20 protein-coding genes and 2 pseudogenes are annotated in these 19,128 nt (G+C 66.6%); 10 read left to right on the top strand and 12 right to left on the bottom strand.

The genetic code is table 11. The features are described 5' to 3' along the window. Window positions 1-61: 61 nt before the first annotated feature. Entirely contained in the window at window positions 62-214 is a 153-nt protein-coding gene (locus FEZ61_RS17900) for a hypothetical protein (protein ID WP_017639863.1), read from the top strand. 97 nt (window positions 215-311) lie between these two features. On the opposite strand, the gene FEZ61_RS17895 is transcribed toward FEZ61_RS17900, so the two are convergent. From FEZ61_RS17895 to FEZ61_RS17885, 3 genes are read right to left on the bottom strand one after another with little or no spacing between them, the layout of a single operon-like run. Then, window positions 312-1,286 carry a DUF3618 domain-containing protein gene (locus FEZ61_RS17895; protein WP_173149781.1) on the bottom strand — a complete coding sequence of 325 codons (975 nt, stop codon included), beginning with the start codon at window positions 1,284-1,286 and terminating at the stop codon, window positions 312-314. Beyond that, a complete protein-coding gene (locus FEZ61_RS17890) occupies window positions 1,283-1,696 on the bottom strand; it encodes a phage holin family protein (RefSeq protein WP_093255052.1) in 414 nt (137 codons plus the stop codon). The genes FEZ61_RS17895 and FEZ61_RS17890 overlap by 4 nt, the downstream gene beginning before the upstream one ends. Further along, window positions 1,693-2,406, bottom strand: a complete 714-nt coding sequence (locus FEZ61_RS17885; protein WP_026083705.1) for a hypothetical protein — start codon at window positions 2,404-2,406, stop codon at window positions 1,693-1,695. The genes FEZ61_RS17890 and FEZ61_RS17885 overlap by 4 nt, the downstream gene beginning before the upstream one ends. 373 nt (window positions 2,407-2,779) lie before the next feature. Between FEZ61_RS17885 and FEZ61_RS17880 the strand changes: the two genes are divergently transcribed. Further along, the gene (locus FEZ61_RS17880; protein ID WP_017639603.1) at window positions 2,780-3,310 is read left to right on the top strand and encodes a DNA starvation/stationary phase protection protein; all 531 of its coding nucleotides are present in this window, start codon (window positions 2,780-2,782) and stop codon (window positions 3,308-3,310) included. On the opposite strand, the gene FEZ61_RS17875 is transcribed toward FEZ61_RS17880, so the two are convergent. Then, the gene (locus FEZ61_RS17875; protein ID WP_064306858.1) at window positions 3,292-4,545 is read right to left on the bottom strand and encodes a DNA-binding transcriptional regulator; all 1,254 of its coding nucleotides are present in this window, start codon (window positions 4,543-4,545) and stop codon (window positions 3,292-3,294) included. The two genes, FEZ61_RS17880 and FEZ61_RS17875, sit on opposite strands and share 19 nt — an antisense overlap. 184 nt (window positions 4,546-4,729) lie before the next feature. Here FEZ61_RS17875 and xylA point away from each other — a divergent pair, with 184 nt between their 5' ends. From xylA to FEZ61_RS17855, 4 genes are all read left to right on the top strand, one after another. Further along, window positions 4,730-6,046, top strand: coding sequence for a xylose isomerase (gene xylA, locus FEZ61_RS17870; protein WP_017639601.1), 1,317 nt, complete (start codon window positions 4,730-4,732; stop codon window positions 6,044-6,046). Window positions 6,047-6,163: 117 nt separating this feature from the next. Further along, complete coding sequence (gene xylF / locus FEZ61_RS17865; RefSeq protein ID WP_064306857.1) at window positions 6,164-7,165, top strand: D-xylose ABC transporter substrate-binding protein; 1,002 nt, start codon at window positions 6,164-6,166, stop codon at window positions 7,163-7,165. 63 nt (window positions 7,166-7,228) lie between these two features. Beyond that, window positions 7,229-8,785, top strand: coding sequence for a D-xylose ABC transporter ATP-binding protein (gene xylG / locus FEZ61_RS17860; protein WP_173149779.1), 1,557 nt, complete (start codon window positions 7,229-7,231; stop codon window positions 8,783-8,785). Beyond that, window positions 8,785-9,921 carry a sugar ABC transporter permease gene (locus tag FEZ61_RS17855; protein ID WP_173149777.1) on the top strand — a complete coding sequence of 379 codons (1,137 nt, stop codon included), beginning with the start codon at window positions 8,785-8,787 and terminating at the stop codon, window positions 9,919-9,921. Before xylG ends, FEZ61_RS17855 begins: the two co-directional genes overlap by 1 nt. A gap of 265 nt (window positions 9,922-10,186) precedes the next feature. Here FEZ61_RS17855 and FEZ61_RS17850 read toward each other — a convergent pair whose 3' ends face one another. Further along, on the bottom strand, window positions 10,187-10,471 hold the full coding sequence (locus FEZ61_RS17850; protein WP_173149775.1) for a hypothetical protein: 285 nt from the start codon (window positions 10,469-10,471) through the stop codon (window positions 10,187-10,189). 270 nt (window positions 10,472-10,741) lie between these two features. On the opposite strand from FEZ61_RS17850, the gene FEZ61_RS17845 reads away from it, so the two are divergent. Both FEZ61_RS17845 and FEZ61_RS17840 read left to right on the top strand, forming a co-directional pair. Next, complete coding sequence (locus FEZ61_RS17845; RefSeq protein WP_017639595.1) at window positions 10,742-12,061, top strand: Na+/H+ antiporter NhaC family protein; 1,320 nt, start codon at window positions 10,742-10,744, stop codon at window positions 12,059-12,061. A gap of 69 nt (window positions 12,062-12,130) precedes the next feature. Continuing rightward, the gene (locus tag FEZ61_RS17840) at window positions 12,131-13,072 is read left to right on the top strand and encodes a GNAT family N-acetyltransferase (RefSeq protein ID WP_173149773.1); all 942 of its coding nucleotides are present in this window, start codon (window positions 12,131-12,133) and stop codon (window positions 13,070-13,072) included. Here FEZ61_RS17840 and FEZ61_RS17835 read toward each other — a convergent pair. The 5 genes and pseudogenes from FEZ61_RS17835 to FEZ61_RS17815 form a co-directional block, all read right to left on the bottom strand. Next, window positions 13,069-13,299 (bottom strand): DUF2934 domain-containing protein, encoded by a 231-nt coding sequence (locus FEZ61_RS17835; RefSeq protein WP_173149771.1) that lies wholly within the window; start codon window positions 13,297-13,299, stop codon window positions 13,069-13,071. The two genes, FEZ61_RS17840 and FEZ61_RS17835, sit on opposite strands and share 4 nt — an antisense overlap. A 177-nt stretch (window positions 13,300-13,476) precedes the next feature. Continuing rightward, window positions 13,477-14,304 carry an AraC family transcriptional regulator gene (locus tag FEZ61_RS17830; protein WP_173149769.1) on the bottom strand — a complete coding sequence of 276 codons (828 nt, stop codon included), beginning with the start codon at window positions 14,302-14,304 and terminating at the stop codon, window positions 13,477-13,479. Window positions 14,305-14,348: 44 nt separating this feature from the next. Continuing rightward, entirely contained in the window at window positions 14,349-14,660 is a 312-nt protein-coding gene (locus tag FEZ61_RS17825) for an AzlD domain-containing protein (RefSeq protein WP_017639591.1), read from the bottom strand. Next, window positions 14,657-15,348 (bottom strand): annotated as a pseudogene (locus FEZ61_RS17820) (AzlC family ABC transporter permease). Before FEZ61_RS17820 ends, FEZ61_RS17825 begins: the two are co-directional and overlap by 4 nt. 73 nt (window positions 15,349-15,421) lie before the next feature. After that, complete coding sequence (locus FEZ61_RS17815) at window positions 15,422-16,180, bottom strand: ParA family protein (protein WP_173150017.1); 759 nt, start codon at window positions 16,178-16,180, stop codon at window positions 15,422-15,424. A 229-nt stretch (window positions 16,181-16,409) separates the two neighbouring features. On the opposite strand from FEZ61_RS17815, the gene FEZ61_RS17810 reads away from it, so the two are divergent. Together FEZ61_RS17810 and FEZ61_RS17805 are read left to right on the top strand one after the other, a co-directional pair. Next, a complete protein-coding gene (locus FEZ61_RS17810; protein WP_173149767.1) occupies window positions 16,410-17,204 on the top strand; it encodes an OBAP family protein in 795 nt (264 codons plus the stop codon). 44 nt (window positions 17,205-17,248) lie between these two features. Next, window positions 17,249-17,794: a GNAT family N-acetyltransferase gene (locus FEZ61_RS17805; RefSeq protein WP_026083676.1), complete on the top strand. Its 546-nt coding sequence runs from the start codon at window positions 17,249-17,251 to the stop codon at window positions 17,792-17,794. Here FEZ61_RS17805 and FEZ61_RS17800 read toward each other — a convergent pair. Together FEZ61_RS17800 and FEZ61_RS17795 are read right to left on the bottom strand one after the other, a co-directional pair. After that, entirely contained in the window at window positions 17,760-18,836 is a 1,077-nt protein-coding gene (locus tag FEZ61_RS17800) for a zinc ribbon domain-containing protein (protein WP_017639586.1), read from the bottom strand. The two genes, FEZ61_RS17805 and FEZ61_RS17800, sit on opposite strands and share 35 nt — an antisense overlap. 60 nt (window positions 18,837-18,896) lie before the next feature. Next, a pseudogene (locus FEZ61_RS17795) lies at window positions 18,897-19,049 on the bottom strand (EamA family transporter); the annotation flags it as partial. Window positions 19,050-19,128: the final 79 nt, after the last annotated feature.

Below are 19,128 nucleotides of genomic sequence, written 5' to 3'. Positions count from 1 at the left end.
GGCGCGGGCACCCTAGCCCCGCGCCGTTGCCTAACCTACTCAGCCACAAGAGGTGAGCATCATGGCCAAGCGCGACGATCTCGACCATAAGCCGGAAAACGCCGGCAAGGTCGGCGAGACCCACAAGGAACTCAATCAGGGCGGTGAAGAACAGCGCCCGCAGAACGACAAGCGGCCCGAGCAGCCCAAGGAAAATCCGGATCCGGGTTACTGAGGCGGGTACTGAAACAAGCAAAGGCGCACGGGCCAGACCTGTGCGCCTTTGCTGTTTGTGGCCGGGGTCCTTTGCTGACCCCGGCAGTCTTGCCGGGTTAGACGCTGCGCGGCGGGGTGGCCATGCCGGTCTCGTCGCCCACGGCACCAGGCGTATTGCCGTGGGCAGCGGTACGACCGACGTTCATGCCCGCGGTCGCCTGAGTGGCTCCCAGGGTACTGCCGGTGCCAGCGGTTGGGGAGCCCGCCATGGACTCGACGCCTGCGTCGGGATCGTTACCCAGGTGGCTGGACGACGGTCCTGTACTGGCGTGCTGATCCCGGTCATGACGGGTCTGGCGCGCATCGCTCGCCACGTCGCGCCCCGCTGCCTTGACCTGCTCATAGCCGCTGCTCGCCGCCTGCTTGGCCTTGGCGGTCAGCTTGTCGCTGTGCTTGCCTAAGGCGCGATCCTCGGTCTCGGTGCGCGGCAGCGAGGCTCCCAGCAGCGCACCGAGGGCGATGCCCAGTGCTCCTACCACCAGCGGCTGTTCGCGCAGCAGGGTATCGAAGGTGCCCTTGAGCTGTTGCGCCTGGGCGCCCAGGGCGTCCTTGGTCTGAGCCGCGGTATCGCTCAAGCGCTCACCCGTCTGAGAGGCCTTGGCCGATACGCTTTCGCCCAGGCCGGTCACCTTGTCGCGTACGTCGTGACTGCCGCGGTTCAGAGAATCGCGGGTATGGCCGGCACTGCTGGCCACTGAATCCATGGCCCCCGTCAGCTTGTCCTTGAGCGGGGTGCCCGGCGTAGCCGGCGCCGGGGCGCGGTTCTGGCCCAGGGCCAGCCACAGCAGACCCACCGAGGTCAGCACCGCCGGGACCGGATTGGCCTTGAGAGTATTGCCCAGATTATGGGCGAACTCCCCGCTGTGCCCCTTGGTGTAGGACAGCGCCTGGTCGAACAGCTGGCCCGGCGACAGGCGGCTTTCCAGGGCGCCCACCAGGTCTTCGATGTGTCCGCGCTTCTGGTCGATCTCGCGTTCGAGTTCCTCGGGATTCTTGCGGGATTCCTGATCGATATGATCGGTGATGCTCATTGTGCGGCCCTCCGTACGGCGTCCTTGTCCTTCTGCAGGCTGTTGACGGTGCGATCAGGGGTGAAGTGGGACGGTTCGAACTGCTTCTTGCCCGACTGCAGCATGATGAAGCCGATCACCATGACCACGGCGCCCACCAGCAGGGCGGCGGCCCAGGGCGTGAGGTACTGGGAGAGGAAGTAGACGACACCCATCAGCAGCACGATGAAGCCGGCCAGCAGCACGATGGCACCCGCGGCGACCCCGGCCACACCGGCCTTGGTGGTGCGCAGGGATTCGCCCAGTTCGGCCTTGGCCAGCGCCAGTTCCTTGGTGAACAGCGCCGGGACCTCATGGACCAGCTGCTTGACTAGGCCGACGACCGAGGTATCGCCTTCGGTGGGGCGCGGAGTGGGATTCTCGTTGATCATGGCTGCTTGCCTCCGCTCAGGGTGGGTCGATCCAGCTGGCTGGACGAGGTACCGGTGTTCAGGCTGCTGTCGCTGCGCGCTGGATTGATCGCCGCGCCGCCGATGGGGTCGCCGCCACGGGTCGTGGTCGGGGTATGGAGGTCAGGACCCTTGGGAATGTTGTTGGTGTGGATGACATCGGCACCCGCCGCCGGCTCCGCCAGTTCGTTTTCCGCCGCGACCGAGGGCGTGGTCAGCGAAGGCACCTCGTCGGGGCCGCTGACGCGCGAGCTGCTGCCGGTATCCGGCTGGCTGGAAGCCTTGAGAAAACGCGACAGTCCAAAGCCGATGGCGATGCTGCTGGTGAGGAACAGGGCCGGATTGTCCCGCGCCAGGGTGCCGGCCTGGTGCAGCAGCTGCTCGGCGCTCTTGCCGCGCAGGTCCTCGGCCAGGCCGGTCAGGCTTTGCGCCATGTCGCTGACATAGTGCGCCAGGCCCAGGGTGTCCTTGTCTTCCAGTTCGTCGGCGGCCGCCTGGGCGCTCTGGGCGATGGCGCCGAGCTGGTCGGCCGCGCTATCGCGATAGTGTTCGTAATGCGCAGCGCCTTCTTGCTTGGCGTCTTGCACCGTGTCCCGAGCGACCTCCTTGAGGTCGTGCAGATGGGCTTCTGCCGTAGAGCCGTCCTTGGCCTGCGAGGGGTGTCCCTGAGCGGAATCGAGAGGCGTCGTCATACGCTGGTACCTATGTGCAGAACCTTGTCTTGGCCGGCAGAGAACTCTCGGCGACCGTTCGTGTGCCTTGCCTTTAGGTGACCGGGTAGAAGGAGTGACGGTTCTCCCACAGCGCCGGTTTGATGGCGGAGCTGACAAACGGTTTTGCCTACAGAGCAAGCTACAAGCGCAACGGCAGCGGTGGCGGGCGGGCTCTAGGGCGGGCAATGAAACGCAGTCGCAACAGCGGCAACCATTCGTCATGCCCATGGTGGCGATATGCAAATTCGATGAACGAATTTTCGCCTGGCGCGGTCGATTTCTGCAGACGTTGATGTTCGCGCCAACCTAAGCGAACCCCTTTTTTCTCTCACGTCCTGACAGGAGATCTCTCATGGCCGTTGCCAATGCCAAGCAAGAACTCAAGACCGTTTCCAGCGTCAAGCAGAAAGCCCATCAAGGCGAAGACGCCACCCTGCAGAACCAGCAGGCCGTAGGCGAAGCCCTGGCCGTGCTGCTGTCCGATGTCTTCGCGCTGTACATCAAGACAAAGAACTACCACTGGCACATGAAGGGCTCGCATTTCCGCGACTACCATCTGCTGCTGGAAGAGCAGGCCACCCAGCTGTATGGCATCACCGACCTGATCGCCGAGCGTGCGCGCAAGATCGGTCAGCCCACCGTGCGCTCCCTGGAGCAGATGGTGCAGCTCAAGCGTCTGGCCAGCAGCGATGCCACCGATCTGTCGGCGGATCAGATGCTGACCGAGCTGCACGACGACAACCAGTCGCTGGCCGCCTACATGCGCACCACCCACACCCTGACCGACGACGCCAATGACGTCTCCACCACCAGCCTGCTGGAAGAGTGGATCGACCAGGCTGAAGAGCGCGCCTGGTTCCTGGGTCAGACCGTCGGCAAATAAGCCGCGGTCGCTTCCCGAAAGCCCGTCTCCGGACGGGCTTTTTCATGGGCGTTCGCCAGCATGCGGGGTTGCTGCTGGTACTGGCGCGGAGTGCAACCGAACTCGCGCCGGAATACCGCGTGCAGGTACTGCGCCGAGGTGAAGCCGCAACGCTTGGCGACTTCCGCCAGGCTCGGCGCCTCTTCCTGCAGCGCCACGGCTGCCGCGGCCAGCTTGAAGCCGAGGATCTCATCGTGGACGCTGCGCCCCAGTTCGCGGCGAAAGGACGTCTCCAGCGCCGACCGGGAGATGCCCACGTAGCTGGCGACCTGCTCGGTCTTGATGCCCTGGCAGGCGTACTGGCGGATGAAGTGCAGGGCGCGCATCACCTGGGGATGGCGCACCGCCTGGTGGCGACTGGAGGCCTGGACATTGATGCCCTCCGGCGGGATCAGCACCCGCGGGGCGCCCAGCTCGACGCCATGCAGCCGCTGATGCAGCAGGCGCGCTGCCTCGCGACCGATGGCCTCAGTGCCCTGGATCACCGAGGTCAGGGGGACGCGGGTCAGGGTGCGCGCCAGGGGATCGTTGTCGATCCCCACCAGCGCCACCTGTTCCGGCACTGGGATGCCGGCGGTGAGGCAGGCCTGCAGGAGTTGCCGCGCCCGGGCGTCGGTGACGGCCAGGATGCCCACCGGCTTGGGCAGCGCCTCCAGCCAGGCGATCAGCTGTTCCACGGCCGTGTCCCATAGCGGCGCGCTGGTCTCCAGGCCGCGATAGATTTCCACCGGCAGGCCATCGCGGCGGAGCAGGGCGGCAAAGGCCGCCTCGCGCTCGCCGGCCCAGCGATTGGTCTCGGCGGCCGGCAGGCTGAAGCAGGCGAAGCGGGTCAGCCCGGATTCGATCAGGTGGTCATAGGCCAGGCGTACCAGGGCGGCATTGTCGGTGGCCACATAGGGGATGCCGGGCGGGTAGTCCCCAGGGGTCGCGTAGGAGCCGCCGACGGCCACCACCGGCAGGGTGCTGTGAGCCAGGGCGGCGCTCACCGCCGGATCGTCGAAGTCGGCGATGATGCCGTCCCCCTGCCAGCGCTCGATGCCCTTGAGTCGACAGAGGAAATCCTCTTCCAGGAACAGATCCCAGCGCGCCCGGGTGCCGCTCAGGTAGTTGCCGATGCCGGCCAGGATGCCGCGATCATAGATCTTGCTGCCGTTGAACAGCAGGGCGACGCGGTGGACGGGCGGCTGGCTGGGCATGGCGGATTTCCGGCGGGAAGCGCGGGTGGGGCTCCAGACTACGACCGGCGCCTGGACTCCTCAAGCGGCAAAATCGCACCTGGCTCTGGTGATTTTCACAATAGGCAGTCCAGGTGGCGGCGCTACCATCGAGACAAACCGGTACGCCGTATCGGGTGCGACAGATAAGAACAAGGACAACGTCATGGCTTATTTCCCCAATGTCGAAAAGGTCCGCTACGCCGGGCCCGACAGCGATTCCCCGCTTGCCTTCCGCCACTACGAGGCCGATCGCCTGGTCATGGGCAAGCCCATGCGCGAGCACCTGCGGATGGCGGTCTGCTACTGGCACACCTTCGTCTGGCCAGGTAGCGATGTCTTTGGTCAGGGCACCTTCCAGCGGCCCTGGCAGGCGGCGGGTTCGCCCCTGGAACAGGCACGCGCCAAGGCCGCCGCAGCCTTCGAATTCTTCAGCAAGCTGGGCGTGGACTACTACTGCTTCCACGACACCGACGTCGCCCCCGAAGGCGCCAGCTTCACCGAGTACCGCGAGAACTTCGCCCGCCTGGTGGACGAGCTGGAGCGGCACCAGAGCGAGTCCGGCCTCAAGCTGCTGTGGGGCACCGCCAACTGCTTCAGCCATCCGCGTTACGCCGCCGGCGCCGCCAGCAATCCCGATCCGGAAGTCTTCGCCTGCGCGGCTACCCAGGTCTGCACCGCGATGAACGCCACCCACCGCCTGGGCGGCGAGAACTATGTACTGTGGGGCGGTCGCGAAGGCTACGAGACCCTACTCAACACCGACCTCAAACGCGAGCGCGAGCAACTCGGCCGCTTCATGCAGATGGTGGTGGAACACAAGCACCGCATCGGCTTCCAGGGCGATCTGCTGATCGAGCCCAAGCCCCAGGAGCCGACCAAGCACCAGTACGACTATGACGTGGCCACCGTCTTCGGTTTCCTGCAGCAATTCGGGCTTGAAAAGGAGATCAAGGTCAACATCGAGGCCAACCACGCCACCCTGGCTGGGCACAGCTTCCAGCACGAGATCGCCAGCGCCGTGGCCCTGGGCGTCTTCGGCAGCATCGACGCCAACCGCGGCGATCCGCAGAACGGCTGGGACACCGACCAGTTCCCCAACAGCGTCGAGGAGATGACCCTGGCGATCTACGAGATCCTCAAGGGCGGCGGCTTCACCCGTGGCGGCTTCAACTTCGATGCCAAGGTCCGGCGCCAGAGCCTGGACGACGTCGACCTGTTCCACGGCCACGTGGCGGCCATGGACACCCTGGCGCTGTCCCTGGAACGCGCCGCAGCACTGCTGCAGGACGACCCCCTGGGTAAGTTCAAGAGCGAGCGCTATGCCGGCTGGGACCAGTCCCTCGGTCAGCGCATCCTGGGTGGCCAGCTGAGCCTGGAACAACTGGCCGAGCACACCTTCAGCCAGGGCCTGGCGCCCCAGCCGGTGAGCGGTCGCCAGGAGCTGCTCGAAGGCGTGGTCAATCGCTATCTGTATCGCTAGCGACCGCGCGAGCGGGTCGGCAGAAATGCCTGCCTGACCCGCTTGTGCCAGCCCGCTGAATCGTTACACTCGAATCCGTTCGCCCGCTCCACAACAACAATAACCAAGGACGCCACCATGAACTTCAAGACGACCCTGCTCGCCGGTCTGCTCGCCCTCTGCACCACCGGTTTCGCCCAGGCCGACGCCCAGCATCCCAAGATCGGTTTTTCCATCGACGACCTGCGCCTGGAGCGCTGGGCCCGTGACCGCGACTATTTCGTCGCCGCCGCCGAGCAACTCGGCGCCAAGGTCTATGTGCAATCCGCCGACGCCAACGAACAGCGCCAGCTGTCGCAGATCGAGAACCTGATCTCCCGCGGCGTGGACGCCATCGTCATCGTGCCCTTCAACGCCACGGTGCTGAACAACGTGGTGGCCGAGGCCAAGAAAGCCGGGGTCAAGGTGATCTCCTATGATCGCCTGATCCTCAACGCCGACATCGACGCCTACATCTCCTTCGATAACGAGAAGGTCGGCGAGATGCAGGCCGGTGGCGTGCTCAAGGCCCAGCCCAAGGGCAACTTCTTCCTGCTCGGCGGTGCGCCCACCGACAACAACGCCAAGATCCTCCGCCAGGGCCAGATGAAGGTCCTGCAGCCGGCCATCGACAAGGGCGACGTCAAGGTCGTCGGCCAGCAGTGGGTCAAGGAGTGGAATCCGACCGAGGCCCTGGCCATCGTCGAGAACGCCCTGACCGCCAACGACAACAAGATCGACGGCATCGTCGCCTCCAACGACGCCACCGCCGGCGGCGCCATCCAGGCCCTGGCGGCGCAAAAGCTGGCCGGCAAGGTCGCCGTGTCTGGTCAGGACGCCGACCTCGCCGCCATCAAGCGGGTGATCGCCGGGACCCAGACCATGACCGTCTACAAGCCGCTCAAGCTGATCGCCTCCGAGGCGGCCAAGCTGTCGGTGCAACTGGTGCGCAACGAGAAGCCGGCCTTCAACTCCAGCTACGACAACGGCACCAAGAAGGTCGACACCCTGCTGCTCACCCCCACCGAGCTGACCAAGGCCAACGTCGACCTGCTGGTCAAGGACGGCTTCTACACCCAGGCCCAGATCGACGGCAAATAACCACTGGCCACCGGCTGGCCGTCTGACGCCTGGCGTCGGGCGGCCCCTGGGCAAGGAGCGGCCATGGCCGACTATCTGCTGGAAATGCACGGCATCGCCAAGAGCTTTGGCGGGGTGCGGGCGCTGGACGGCATTGATCTCAAGGTGCGTCCGGGCGAATGCGTAGGGCTGTGCGGCGAGAACGGCGCTGGCAAGTCCACCCTGATGAAGGTGCTCTCGGCGGTCTATCCCCACGGTACCTGGGAAGGCGAGATCCGCTGGGACGGGCGGCCCCTGGAAGCCCAGTCCATCGCCGAATCCGAGGCGGCCGGCATCGTCATCATCCACCAGGAACTGACCCTGGTACCCGATCTGTCCGTGGCCGAGAACATCTTCATGGGCCACGAACCGCGCCGCTTCGGCGGGCGGCTGGACTACCCGACCATGCTGCAGCGCTCGGCCGAGCTGATGCGCCGGCTCAAGGTGCCGGACATGAACGTGGCCCTGCCGGTGTCCCAGTACGGCGGCGGCCTGCAGCAACTGGTGGAGATCGCCAAGGCGCTGAACAAGAACGCCCGGCTGCTGATCCTCGACGAACCGACCTCGGCGCTGACCACCTCCGAGATCGCCGTGCTGCTGGACATCATCCGCGACCTCAAGGCGCAAGGTGTAGCCTGCGTCTACATCTCGCACAAGCTCGACGAGGTGGCGGCCATCTGCGACACCATCACGGTGATCCGCGACGGCAAGCACATCGCCACCACCCCCATGGCCGAGATGGACATCGACCGCATCATCACCCAGATGGTCGGCCGCGCCATGACCAACCTCTATCCGCAGATCCCCCACCAGATCGGCGAGGTAATCTTCGAGGCGCGTCGCTTCACCTGCCTGGACGTCGACAATCCCCAGCGCAAGCGCGTCGACGACGTCTCCTTCGCCGTGCGCGCCGGCGAGATCCTCGGCATCGCCGGGCTGGTGGGGGCCGGGCGCACCGAACTGGTCTCGGCCATCTTCGGTGCCTACGACGGCCGCTACGAGGGCGAGGTCTGGCTCCATGGCCAGCGCATCGACACCCGTACCCCACTGAAATCCATCCGCGCCGGCCTGTGCCTGGTGCCGGAGGATCGCAAGCGCCAGGGCATCATTCCCGACCTGGGGGTGGGCTCCAACATCACCCTCACGGTGTTGGACAGATTCGCCCACCTGAGCCGCATCGACAGCGAAGCGGAACTGTCCTGCATCGACGCCGAGATCGCCCGGCTGCAACTCAAGACCAGCAGCCCCTTCCTGCCCATCACCGGCCTTTCCGGCGGCAATCAGCAGAAGGCGGTGCTCGCCAAGATGCTGCTGGCCCGGCCTAAGGTGCTGATCCTCGACGAGCCCACCCGCGGCGTCGACGTCGGCGCCAAGTTCGAGATCTACCGGCTGATCGGCCTGCTCGCGGCGGAGGGCGTGGCCATCGTCATGGTCTCCTCGGAGCTGGCCGAGGTGCTCGGCGTCTCCGACCGGGTGCTGGTGCTCGGCGAAGGCCGACTGCGCGGCGATTTCCCCAATGAGAATCTGACCCAGGAGCGGGTACTGGCCGCGGCCCTGGGCACCACCGAACGGGCGGTCGCCCAAGCCCGGGAGCACTTCTGATGCACGCCGTGAAACAGCTGTTCACCCGTTACAAGATGCTCGCCCTGCTGATCGCCGTGGCCCTGATCTGGCTGTTCTTCAGCTGGCAGACCGAAGGCGGCTTCGTCACCCCGCGCAACCTTTCCAACCTGCTGCGGCAGATGTCCATCACCGGCATCCTCGCCTGCGGCATGGTGCTGGTGATCATCGCCGGCGAGATCGACCTGTCTGTGGGCTCGCAACTCGGCCTGCTCGGCGGGGTGGCGGCGGTGCTCGACGTCACCTACCACGTGCCCCTGCCGATCACCCTGCTGGCGGTGGCCGCCGGCGGCCTGCTGATCGGCCTGGTCAACGGCTACCTCAGTGCCTATCGGGGGATACCGTCGTTCATCGTCGGCCTTGGCGGCATGCTGGCCTTTCGCGGCGTGCTGCTGGGGCTCACCGGCGGCGTCACCGTCGCGCCGGTATCGCCGGAGCTGGTCTACCTTGGCCAGGGCTATCTGCCGCCGGTGGTGGGCAGCGTCCTGGGCGTGCTGCTGTTCGCAGTGGCCGTGGTGCTCACCTGGCGCCAGCGCAGCAAGCGCAAGACCCTGGGGCTGAGCCTGGCGCCGCTATGGCGCGACGTGCTGCGGGTGGTGGTGATCGGCGTGGTGCTGGCGGCCTTCATCCAGACCCTCAACCGCTACGACGGCATCCCGGTGCCGGTGCTGATCCTGCTGGTGCTGCTCGGGGTGTTCAGCTACATCACCAGCCAGACGGTGTTCGGTCGGCGCATCTATGCGGTGGGCAGCAACCTGGAAGCCACGCGGTTGTCGGGCATCAACGTCCGGGCGATCAAGCTCGGCATCTTCGGCCTCATGGGCGTGATGTGCGCCCTGGCCGGCCTGGTCAACACCGCTCGCCTGGCCGCCGGCTCGCCCTCGGCCGGCACCATGGGCGAACTGGACGCCATTGCCGCCTGTTTCATCGGCGGCACCTCCATGCGTGGCGGCTCGGGCACCGTCTATGGCGCCCTGCTCGGCGCCCTGGTGATCGCCAGCCTGGACAACGGCATGTCCATGCTCGACGTGGACAGCTACTGGCAGATGATCGTCAAGGGCAGCATCCTGGTCCTGGCGGTCTGGGTCGACGTCAGCACCCGCACCAGCCGGCGCTGAGCGGGATGGCCAGCGGGAGATGAGGCTGCGTCGTCATCCACCCTACGGCAGGCTAGCTATTGCTCCGAATGACCCCCTCTTCCCTTGGGAGAGGACCGGGGTGAGGGCCGACGCCTCGTGGATCGCGGCCATGGGCCGCTCCTACAGGGGAGGCATCCCGCGATCACTCCTCTGTCTGCCTCGCGCTGTGTTGCCCCCTCTCCCTCAGGGAGAGGGCTGGGGTGAGGGCGGCTCAACAGGCGCTTGATCCCCCTGCGATCTCCGCTCAGCTCTCGAACCGCTTCACCCGTGGACCGCGCTGGCGCAGGTCGGCGAGGCTTTCCGGACTCAGGGTGCCGATCGCACGATCGAGGTCGCGCTGCAGATCCTTGATCACGGTGGCCAGGGTGGTCTGGCATTCCAGGTTGCACAGGGGGATGGCCTTGGTGACCGTGACCGCGCGGACCGTGTCGGTGACGGTGAACAGCAGGGTGCGGTCGGCGCGGCGGGGGACGGCTAGACAGGAATGCGGGCTGAACGCGGTAATCAGCATATCAATGGCGTTTTGCATGGGCAGCTCGTCCTTGTTGTGACCGTGAAAGCGTGCGACTCAGACGTCACCGTGCGCTGAAAGGTTCAGTCCAGAGCGATTGCGCGATGCCCCTTTCATCCTATGAGCCTACCCCAGCACTTAATCGGTCTTGGTGGCTGACGTAGTTGCAGGCAGCTGCCGCCGCCGTGCTCGGGGGTAAGCCAGGCGCCGCGCCATCCATCCCGCGCCTTTGACGCCCGCACCGGGCTGCGGCAGAGTGCGCGCCCTTCTGGTGGTGCGGAGCTGGCGATGAATGCGGTGGTGGTAGCGGTAGGACTCATGCTGGTCTTGAGTCTGGCCCGGGTGCACGTGGTGGTGGCGATGATCGCTGGCGCGGTGGCCGGTGGCCTGGTGGGCGGCCTGGGGCTGGAGGGCACTCTGCTGGCCTTCAACGCCGGGCTGGGCAATGGCGCCAAGGTGGCACTCTCCTATGCGCTGCTGGGCGCCTTCGCCGTGGCCATCAGCCAATCGGGTTTGGCCCATATGCTGGCCGATCGCGCCCTGGCGCTGATGGAGCGTCAGGCTGCCCAGGGCGGACGCTCGCTGCGCTGGGCATTGCTCGGCCTGCTGCTGGCGGTGTCCATCGCCTCGCAGAACATCCTGCCCATCCACATCGCCTTCATCCCGCTGCTGGTGCCACCGCTGCTCTATGTGCTGACGCGCCTGGAGCTGGACCGGCGGCGGCTGTCCTGCGTCATGACCTTTGGCCTGATCGCCCCCTACATGTTCCTGCCGGTGGGCTTCGGCAGTCTCTATCTGCACGACATCCTGCTGGCCAGCGTGGCCCGCGCCGGGGTGGACGTCAGCGGCGTCGATCCCAGCCGCGCCATGTTCTTGCCGGCCCTGGGCATGGTGGTCGGCCTGCTGCTGGCGGTCTTTGTCAGCTATCGCCGACCGCGCCAATACGACCTGAGTCTGGTGGCGCGCACCGAGCGGGCCGACCGCCCCTACAACGGCCGCACCCTGCTGGTGGCGCTGGTCGCCGTGATCGCCGCCTTTGGCGTGCAGCTCTGGCTGGACTCCATGATTCTTGGCGCCCTGGTCGGCTTCGTGGTCTTTACCGCCACCGGCGTGGTGCGCTGGCGCGAGGCGGACGATCTGTTCAGCGAGGGCGCGAAGATGATGGCGGTGATCGGCTTCATCATGCTGACCGCCGGCGGCTTCGCCGAGGTGCTCACCGCCACCGGCCAGATCAAGGACCTGGCCGCCACCGCCGCCGGGCTGATCGGTGACAACCGCGCCCTGGGCGCGCTGCTGCTCCTGCTGCTGGGCATGCTGGTGACCCTGGGCATCGGCTCGTCCTTTTCCAGCGTGCCCATCCTCGCCGCCATCCTGGGTCCGCTGTGCCTGCACCTGGGCTTTTCGCCGCTGGCCATCGTCTGCCTGATCGGCACCGCCGGTGCCCTCGGCGACTCGGGCTCGCCGGCCTCGGATTCCACCCTGGGCCCCACCTCGGGCCTCAACGTCGACGGCCAGCACAGCCATATCTGGGACACCGTGGTGCCGTCGTTCCTGCACTTCAGTCTGCCGATGCTGCTGTTCGGCTGGGCCGCGGTGCTGCTGCTGTAACCGGCGATTGCCGCCTGGGCGCAAAGCCCCAGCCGGGCGTGTCCAAGGCCTATAGCCCAGGAGCCGCCCATGTCCACCCCCGCTATCCGTATCGAACCTCTCACCGAAACCGACCTGCCCGTCACCACCGAGGTGGTGCGGCTGGCCTTCGCCACCTGGATGGGCGCTGCCGAGCCAGGCGAATTCTGGAACGACCGCGACTATGTGCGCAGTCGCTTCGCCGCGCCCCACACCGCCTGGTTCAAGGCCCTCGACGGCGAGCGACTGGTTGGCGCGGTCTGCGTCACCCGCTGGGGGCGCCACGGCATCCTCGGGCCGCTGGCCGTGCATCCGGACTATTGGAACGCCAAGGTGGCCAAGGCCCTGATGGGCGCCGCGGTCGAGCAACTCGATGCCTGGCAGCTGCTGCATGCCGGACTCTTCACCTTTCCCGACAGTCCGCGCCACCTGGGGCTCTACCAGGGCTTTGGCTTCTGGCCGCGCACCCTGACCGCGGTGATGGCGCGTCCACTGCAAACACAGGCGGCGCCGCCTGCACTGCGCTTTTCCCTGTCGGCCGAGCCCGACCGGCTGTTGGCGGCCTGCGCCGAGGTGGGCCGGGCCAATGCGCCAGGGCTGGATGTCTCCGCCGAGATGGCCACGGTGCGCGAGCAGGGGCTGGGCGAGAGTCTGGTGCTGGAAGACGAGGCGGGACGGATGGAAGGCTTCGCCGTCTGCCATTTCGGTCCTCACAGTGAGGCGGGTACCGGCGTCTGCTATGTGAAGTGCGCTGCTGTCCTGCCGGGAGCGGGTGCGGAGGCGCGCTTCGCCCGATTGATCGCCGCCTGCGACGGCCTGGCCCGGGACCATGGCCAGCAGCGCCTGCTGGCCGGCGTCAACACCGCCCGCCTGGGGGCCTACCGCTGGCTGCTGGCGCAGGGATTTCGCAGCGAGATCCTCGGCATCACCCTGCACCGGGGCGAGGCTCATTACGATCATCCCAAGGTCTGGTTGCTGGACGACTGGCGTTAGGCCTTGGTGCTGTCCTCAGCGGTCTTCTTGCGCGACCGGCTGCGCGGCTTGGGTGCCGGCGGGGCGACGCTGCTCTGGATGCCGCCGACCTGGGTCAGGTTGTCGTTGGGCTGGTCTTCCAGTTCGCGATTGGCCTGGAACCAGTGCTCGAAATCCTGGCCATGGGGACGACCTTCGCGTTCCCAGATTTCATAGGCGCGCTGGCGGATGCGTTCTTCGAGTGTCATACCGGTAACCTCTGGCAAAAGGGCAAGGGAGAGCGGTCGGCAGGACCGGCGCTCATCCTGACTAGGCCCGGGACGACAGCGGAAAGTTTCTCCAAGATCCCAGCCATCCCGGCCCTCTTGCCGCTTGCAGGGCTCTGGCATGCCGCTTCAGCGGCCAAGACCGTTCGTCGGTATTGGCTAGCCTTGCCAGGCGCGGCGATAGGCACCCGGTGCCACCCCGTAGGCCTGCTTGAACTGCCGATTGAGATGGCTCTGGTCGGCGAAACCCAGCTGCAGGGCCACTTCCAGCGGCGCCCAACCGGCCCGCAGCAGGCCCTGGGCGCGGGTCAGGCGCTGCTGCTTGAGCCAGGCGTGGGGCGGCAGGCCCGTGGCCCGGCGGAACACCCGCAGGAAATGAAAGGGCGACAGCCCCACCGCCTGGGCCAGCTCTTCGAGACTGGGCGGTTGCTGCAACCGCTGGCCGAGCAGTTCGCGGGCGCGCTGCACCGCCAGGGGTTCGCGACCCGGTTCTGCCGGGGTGCCCAGACGGGCGTGGCGGCCGAACAGCAACAGCAGCGCCTCGCGCCAGGCGGTCTGCTGTTCCAGGGCCTCGGCGTCACCATCGGCCAGTCGATGCAGCTGGCTGAAGGCCGCGCTCACCTGGGGATCCTGCAGCACACTGGTGGCGAAGGCCGGGGTGGCATCGAGCGGGCGTCCCAGCTCGGCGAAGACCGGCGCCAGCTGCGCCAGCGTTGGATAGAAGCCGCGGTACTGCCAGCCTTCCTCCACCGCCGTCGCCCCGGTGTGCAACTCGTCCGGATTGATCAGCACCATGCTGCCGGTCGCGGCCAGGTGTTCGGCGCCGCGATGACGAAAGCGCTGGGCGCCGCGTTCGATCACGGTGAACACATAGCCTTCGTGCACATGGGGGGCGAAGCGTTGGCGGCGGTACCGGGCATGCAGCAACTCGACACCGCCCAGTCCGCGCGCCGCCCAGAGGCGGGCGTTTTTTTGTGGTCCGTTCATGAGACTCTCAGGGCATCGACCGTGCCCGATTCCACCTTACCGCGCTACAGCAGCCAGCGCAGCAGATAGAACACCCCCATGCTCAGGATCACCGTGGTCAACACCTGCCGGGTCCACAGCATCAGCCCCACCGCGGCCAGGCCCGCGAGCAGATAGGGATCGACTAGGGTGGCAACCAGCGACTTTTCGCCCGAGAACAGGAGGGGACCGCAGATGGCGGTGAGCATCCCCGGCACGGCGAATTCCAGGAAGGTGCGCAGGTGGCGCCCCAGGCGCAGTGGTAGGCGCGGTTCGAGAAAGAGATAGCGATTGAAGAAGACCAGGGCGGCCATGCCCAGCACGGTGGCGAGGATCATTGCAGGCGCTCCCGCAGACGCCGCACCAAGAAGCCCACGCTCATGCCCGCCAGCCCGCCCAGCACCAGGGCGCCCTGCCACTGCAGGTGATGCAGCCAGACCGACACCAGCAACGCGGTGAGCACGCAGGCGACCGTGGCCAGATCCCGCACCAGGGGCACCACCAGGGCGATGAAGGTGGCGGCGATGGAAAAATCCAGGCCCAGGGCGCCCAGGTTGGGCAGCACTCGCCCCAGCAGCAGGCCGGCCAGGGTGAAGAGATTCCACAGCAGGTAGAAGCTCAGGCCCATGCCCAGGGCGCGCCAGCGGCGAAGCCCGCCGGTTGTTCGGCATGGTTAAGGGCGAAGAATTCGTCGGTGAGCAGAAAGCCGAAGCCCAGGCGCCAGGGCAGTGGTTGGGGCGCCAGCACCCGTCGCATATGCAGGCCATAGAGCAGGTGCTGGGAGGTCAGCAGCAGCGTGGTCAGCAGGATGGCGGCCAGGCCCGCGCCGGCCTTGAGCATGCCCAGGGCCACCAGTTGCGCCGCGCCGGCGAACACCAGCAGGGAGAAGGCCTGGCCCTCCAGCACGCTGAGGCCGGTCTCGATGGCCAGGGCGCCGACCAGGATGCCCCAGGGCGCGCAAGCCAGCGACAGCGGCATGATCTGCCAGGCGCCCTGCAGGAAGGCGCGGCGGCGCGAAGCGGTCATCGGCAGGGCTCCGGATAGCGGGGAAACCCCAGAGTGACGCGCCGCGCCCCGGCCTGTCTTGAACGTTCTTGCGCTACTTCTCCAGCAGGGCGAAGAGTTCCAGGTACTGCTTGGTCAGCTTGTGGCCAGGCTCCAGATGGATCAGCGGACGATGCTGCTGGTGGGACTCGCGCATCTTCACCGAGGCCATCAGCGGCGCCGCCAATACCGGCAGGTCGCGCGCCTGGAGTTCCTCGATCAGCTGGCGTGGGGTGCTGGCCTGGGCGTGGTACTGGTTGATGACGATGCCTTCGACGGTGAGCCTGTCGTTGTAGTCCTCGCGGATCTCGTCCAGCTCCTCGATCAGGTCGTACAGCGCCTGCTGGGCGAAGACATCGCAGTCGAAGGGGATCAGGCAGCGATCGGCGGCGATCAGTGCCGAGATGCTGTAGAAGTTCAGCGCCGGCGGGGTATCCAGGTAGATGCGGTCATAGTCTTCGCCGAGCTTGTCGAGGTACTTGGCGAGCTTCTGGATCTTGTACTTGGATTCGAGCTTGAACTGCAGCTCGGTCAGCTCGCCCGAGGCGGCGATCAGATCCAGATTCGGCCAGGCGGTGGCATGGATGTTGGCCTGGGCCTTCTTGCCGCCGCTCAGGGTCTGCTTGAAGAAGTCGGCGATGCCGTGGGGCAGGTCGTCGCCTACCTGGCCGGTGAGGTACTGGCTGGAGTTGGCCTGGGGATCGAGGTCCACCAGCAGGGTGCGATAGCCCTCGTGGGCGCTGATGGCCGCCAGGTTGCAGGCGATGCTGGATTTGCCGACGCCACCCTTCTTGTTGAAGACCACGCGGCGCAGGGCATGACCGGCTGGAGAGCTGTGTGCGTTCATTGAGTCGTCCCGACAGAAATGGAAAGCCAGAGGCACAAGGCCCGATCGACCGTTTCGCTTATACCGAAACGCCACGCTCGGACGATGACGAATTTATGGCCATTGCATGACAGCTGTATGACGAGACTAGCGCAACGGTGGAACCTTGGCGCCTGCTCGCCCTTCGAACTCGGCAAGCTTCCGCCGAGAATCCACCATGAATACCCGTCGACTTTCCGCCTTGCTACTACTCGCCTGTGCTCCCCTGGCCCAGGCCGCCAACGATACCCAGTCGCCGGTACCGGTACCGGGTGCCCCTGCCCAGACCGATACCCGGGTGCTCGAAGCCGGCGCCGATGTCTTGCAGCGCAAACCGCCCATCACCGCCCTCAACACCTACCTGGACGGCTTCCATTTCTACAATGGCCATCCCCACGGCCAGATGGAAGCCCACCACTATTGCAGCGTCCTGGGCGAAGAGATGTTCCAGTGCGTGATCTACGACGGCAACGTCGCCGACGCCAAGCTGATGGGGGTCGAGTACATCATCAGCGAGCGGCTGTTCAAGACCCTGCCCGAGGCCGAGAAGGCGCTCTGGCACAGCCATGTACACGAGGTGAAGTCGGGTCAGCTGGTCGCGCCCGGCGTGCCCCAGGTAGCCGAGCACCGGCTGATGGACAAGCTGGTGCACACCTATGGCAAGACCTGGCACACCTGGCATACCGACCAGGATCTGCAGCTGCCCCTGGGCGTCCCCCAACTGATGATGGGCTTCACCGCCGACGGCCAGCTCGATCCCAAGTTGCTCGCCGAACGTGACCGCCGCCTGGGCATTTCCAGCACCGAAACCAAGGCCGCCCGCGCCGATCTGCCAACCCCCACGGTCGCCCCCGGCGCCGACGCCTGGCAGCAGGGCAAGGTCATCCAGCTGCAGGACCCCACCGGCCAATTGCACAACCACGATGGCGAGCACACCGAGCAGGGCGTCAATACCAGTTCGAACAAGCCCTGAGGCTTGGGTTAGGCTCCGGTCAGGTAACCCTCTGGAGTCCGCCCGTGTCCTTGCCCACGTTGTATACGCCCCGCCTGCTGCTGCGGCCCTTGCAGCTGGAGGATGCCGGGGCGATCCAGCGGATCTTTCCGCAGTGGGAGATCGTGCGCTACCTCTCGGCCAGGGTGCCCTGGCCCTACCCCGCGGACGGTGCCCTGAGTTTCGTCCGTGATCTGGTCCTGCCCGGCATGGCCGCGGGTACTCACTGGTGCTGGACGCTACGGCTGCAGGCGCGACCGGACGAGCTGATCGGCTTGGCCAGTCTGCAGGAGGAGCCGGACAACCAACGCGGCTTCTGGCTTGATCCCGGATACTGGCGGCAGGGTTTCATGAGCGAGGCCTGTGTCGAGCTCAATCGCTACTGGTTCCAGACACTCGCACGACCGAGTCTGCGGGTGACCAAGGTGATCGCCAACGAAGGCTCCCGCCGGCTGTCGCAGCGCGAAGGCATGCAGCGTATCGCCTGCCTGGAGATGGACAGCGTGAGCGGACGGCTCCCCGCGGAGTGCTGGGCGCTCACCCGGGCGCAGTGGTTGGCGCAGCAGGGGTAGTCACGGGCCCACGCGCCACCGTCCCACACGCCTGGCAGAAGTGTGCGAAGGCGCTCTTGCGCGTCTGGCAGGCGCCGCAGTGGTCGTGCAGGCCGATGCCGCAGTGAGGGCAGAAGTCGATCCCCGCATCCTTGAGGTCCACCGGTCGCTCGCAGCCCGGGCAGACGCCCTTGGCCAGGCGCGCCAGGGCGGTGTCGTAGTGCAATTCCTCGCGGCGCACCGTATCCGGCTGGGCTTCCTTGAGCGCCAGGCGGGCGCGGTAGTCCTGCAGCGCGCGGATGGCATAGCGTCCACCCAGCACCGTCAGCAGGATGCCCACCAGATAGCGCACATAGCCGCCATAGCTGGGCAGATAGGGCACCAGCTCGACGAAAAAGGCGAACAGCGCGAAGAAGATGAAGCCCCAGACGAAGGGCCACCAGGTGCTCTTGCGCTGTCGGACGAACAGCCAGGCCGCCACCGCCAGCAGTGGCAGGGTCAGGGCCAGACGATAGAGAAAGACCCGCAGCTCGGCCTGCTGGCTGGCCTCCAGCCAGGCGGACTGCGCCGACTCGCCAAGGCTGGCCAGGGTACGCTCGGCGGCGTTGGCGCGCTGCTCGGCATCCAGCAGCGCCTGTTCCTGGCGTTCGACCTGCTGCTCGGCTCGGCGCTCACCGGCCTTGAGCTCGTCCAGGGCGCGACTGCGGGCGATCAGCTCGGCGTCCTGCTCGGGGCGCTGGGTGCTCTGGCGGGTGGCCAGCCAGTTGTCGAAGGTCTCGCGGTTGGCCCGGTAGCTGCGTGCCGCCGCGGTCTGCTGCAACTGGGCCTGGTCGAGGGCGTCCTGGGCCGTGCGTCGAGCCTGGTGCGCCTGGCGCTGGTCCCCACGGGCCGTGGCGGTGGCCACCGGGTCCATGAAGTCTTCCAGACCTTGCTGGCGCTCGACCTGGGGCAGATCGCCGACCAGGGTGCCACCCAGGCCGATCAGAAAGCCGGCGAACACCAGCGCCAGCAGCCAGAGGCCGCGATTGAACCACTTTTCCGAAAGCCGCAACGATTTGCCCATGGATCCCTCCTGGTCGAAAGAAGGCTCAGCTTAGCCGCTCCCTGGTCCTCTCGCTCAGGCCAGCTTGATCGCCACCAACCCGGCGGCGAGGCCGGCGCCGATCTGGATCAGGCTGGCGGTGAGAAAGCGATCGAGACCGATCTTGAGCAGGGCGTTCCAGCCGGCGTGCAGCAGGGCGGCGAGCAGTACCAGGGCGAACAGGGGCGTGGTCACGAGGCCTCCGGCCAGGCGGATCCATCAGTCTAGCCCAGGGCGCCTTCCAGGAGGCCGCCCATGGCGCCAGGATCCCCGA

It is taken from the genome of Pseudomonas sp. MS15a(2019) (assembly GCF_013277805.1).
In the GTDB taxonomy this organism is placed as follows: Bacteria; Pseudomonadota; Gammaproteobacteria; order Pseudomonadales; family Pseudomonadaceae; genus Chryseomonas; species Chryseomonas benzopyrenica.
Note: the sequence above shows the minus strand (reverse complement) of the source record. Positions and strands in the feature narration are given on the sequence as shown.

Bases quoted from the DNA above. Each gene is read 5' to 3' on its own strand.
- FEZ61_RS17890 (WP_093255052.1), bottom strand. From the start codon at position 1,696: ATGATCAACGAGAATCCCACTCCGCGCCCCACCGAAGGCGATACCTCG.
- FEZ61_RS17880 (WP_017639603.1), top strand. From the start codon at position 2,780: ATGGCCGTTGCCAATGCCAAGCAAGAACTCAAGACCGTTTCCAGCGTC.
- FEZ61_RS17845 (WP_017639595.1), top strand. From the start codon at position 10,742: ATGAATGCGGTGGTGGTAGCGGTAGGACTCATGCTGGTCTTGAGTCTG.
- xylF (WP_064306857.1), top strand. From the start codon at position 6,164: ATGAACTTCAAGACGACCCTGCTCGCCGGTCTGCTCGCCCTCTGCACC.
- xylA (WP_017639601.1), top strand. From the start codon at position 4,730: ATGGCTTATTTCCCCAATGTCGAAAAGGTCCGCTACGCCGGGCCCGAC.
- FEZ61_RS17850 (WP_173149775.1), bottom strand. From the start codon at position 10,471: ATGCAAAACGCCATTGATATGCTGATTACCGCGTTCAGCCCGCATTCC.
- FEZ61_RS17885 (WP_026083705.1), bottom strand. From the start codon at position 2,406: ATGACGACGCCTCTCGATTCCGCTCAGGGACACCCCTCGCAGGCCAAG.
- FEZ61_RS17875 (WP_064306858.1), bottom strand. From the start codon at position 4,545: ATGCCCAGCCAGCCGCCCGTCCACCGCGTCGCCCTGCTGTTCAACGGC.
- FEZ61_RS17900 (WP_017639863.1), top strand. From the start codon at position 62: ATGGCCAAGCGCGACGATCTCGACCATAAGCCGGAAAACGCCGGCAAG.
- xylG (WP_173149779.1), top strand. From the start codon at position 7,229: ATGGCCGACTATCTGCTGGAAATGCACGGCATCGCCAAGAGCTTTGGC.
- FEZ61_RS17895 (WP_173149781.1), bottom strand. From the start codon at position 1,286: ATGAGCATCACCGATCATATCGATCAGGAATCCCGCAAGAATCCCGAG.
- FEZ61_RS17830 (WP_173149769.1), bottom strand. From the start codon at position 14,304: ATGAACGGACCACAAAAAAACGCCCGCCTCTGGGCGGCGCGCGGACTG.
- FEZ61_RS17825 (WP_017639591.1), bottom strand. From the start codon at position 14,660: ATGATCCTCGCCACCGTGCTGGGCATGGCCGCCCTGGTCTTCTTCAAT.
- FEZ61_RS17810 (WP_173149767.1), top strand. From the start codon at position 16,410: ATGAATACCCGTCGACTTTCCGCCTTGCTACTACTCGCCTGTGCTCCC.
- FEZ61_RS17835 (WP_173149771.1), bottom strand. From the start codon at position 13,299: ATGACACTCGAAGAACGCATCCGCCAGCGCGCCTATGAAATCTGGGAA.
- FEZ61_RS17855 (WP_173149777.1), top strand. From the start codon at position 8,785: ATGCACGCCGTGAAACAGCTGTTCACCCGTTACAAGATGCTCGCCCTG.
- FEZ61_RS17840 (WP_173149773.1), top strand. From the start codon at position 12,131: ATGTCCACCCCCGCTATCCGTATCGAACCTCTCACCGAAACCGACCTG.
- FEZ61_RS17800 (WP_017639586.1), bottom strand. From the start codon at position 18,836: ATGGGCAAATCGTTGCGGCTTTCGGAAAAGTGGTTCAATCGCGGCCTC.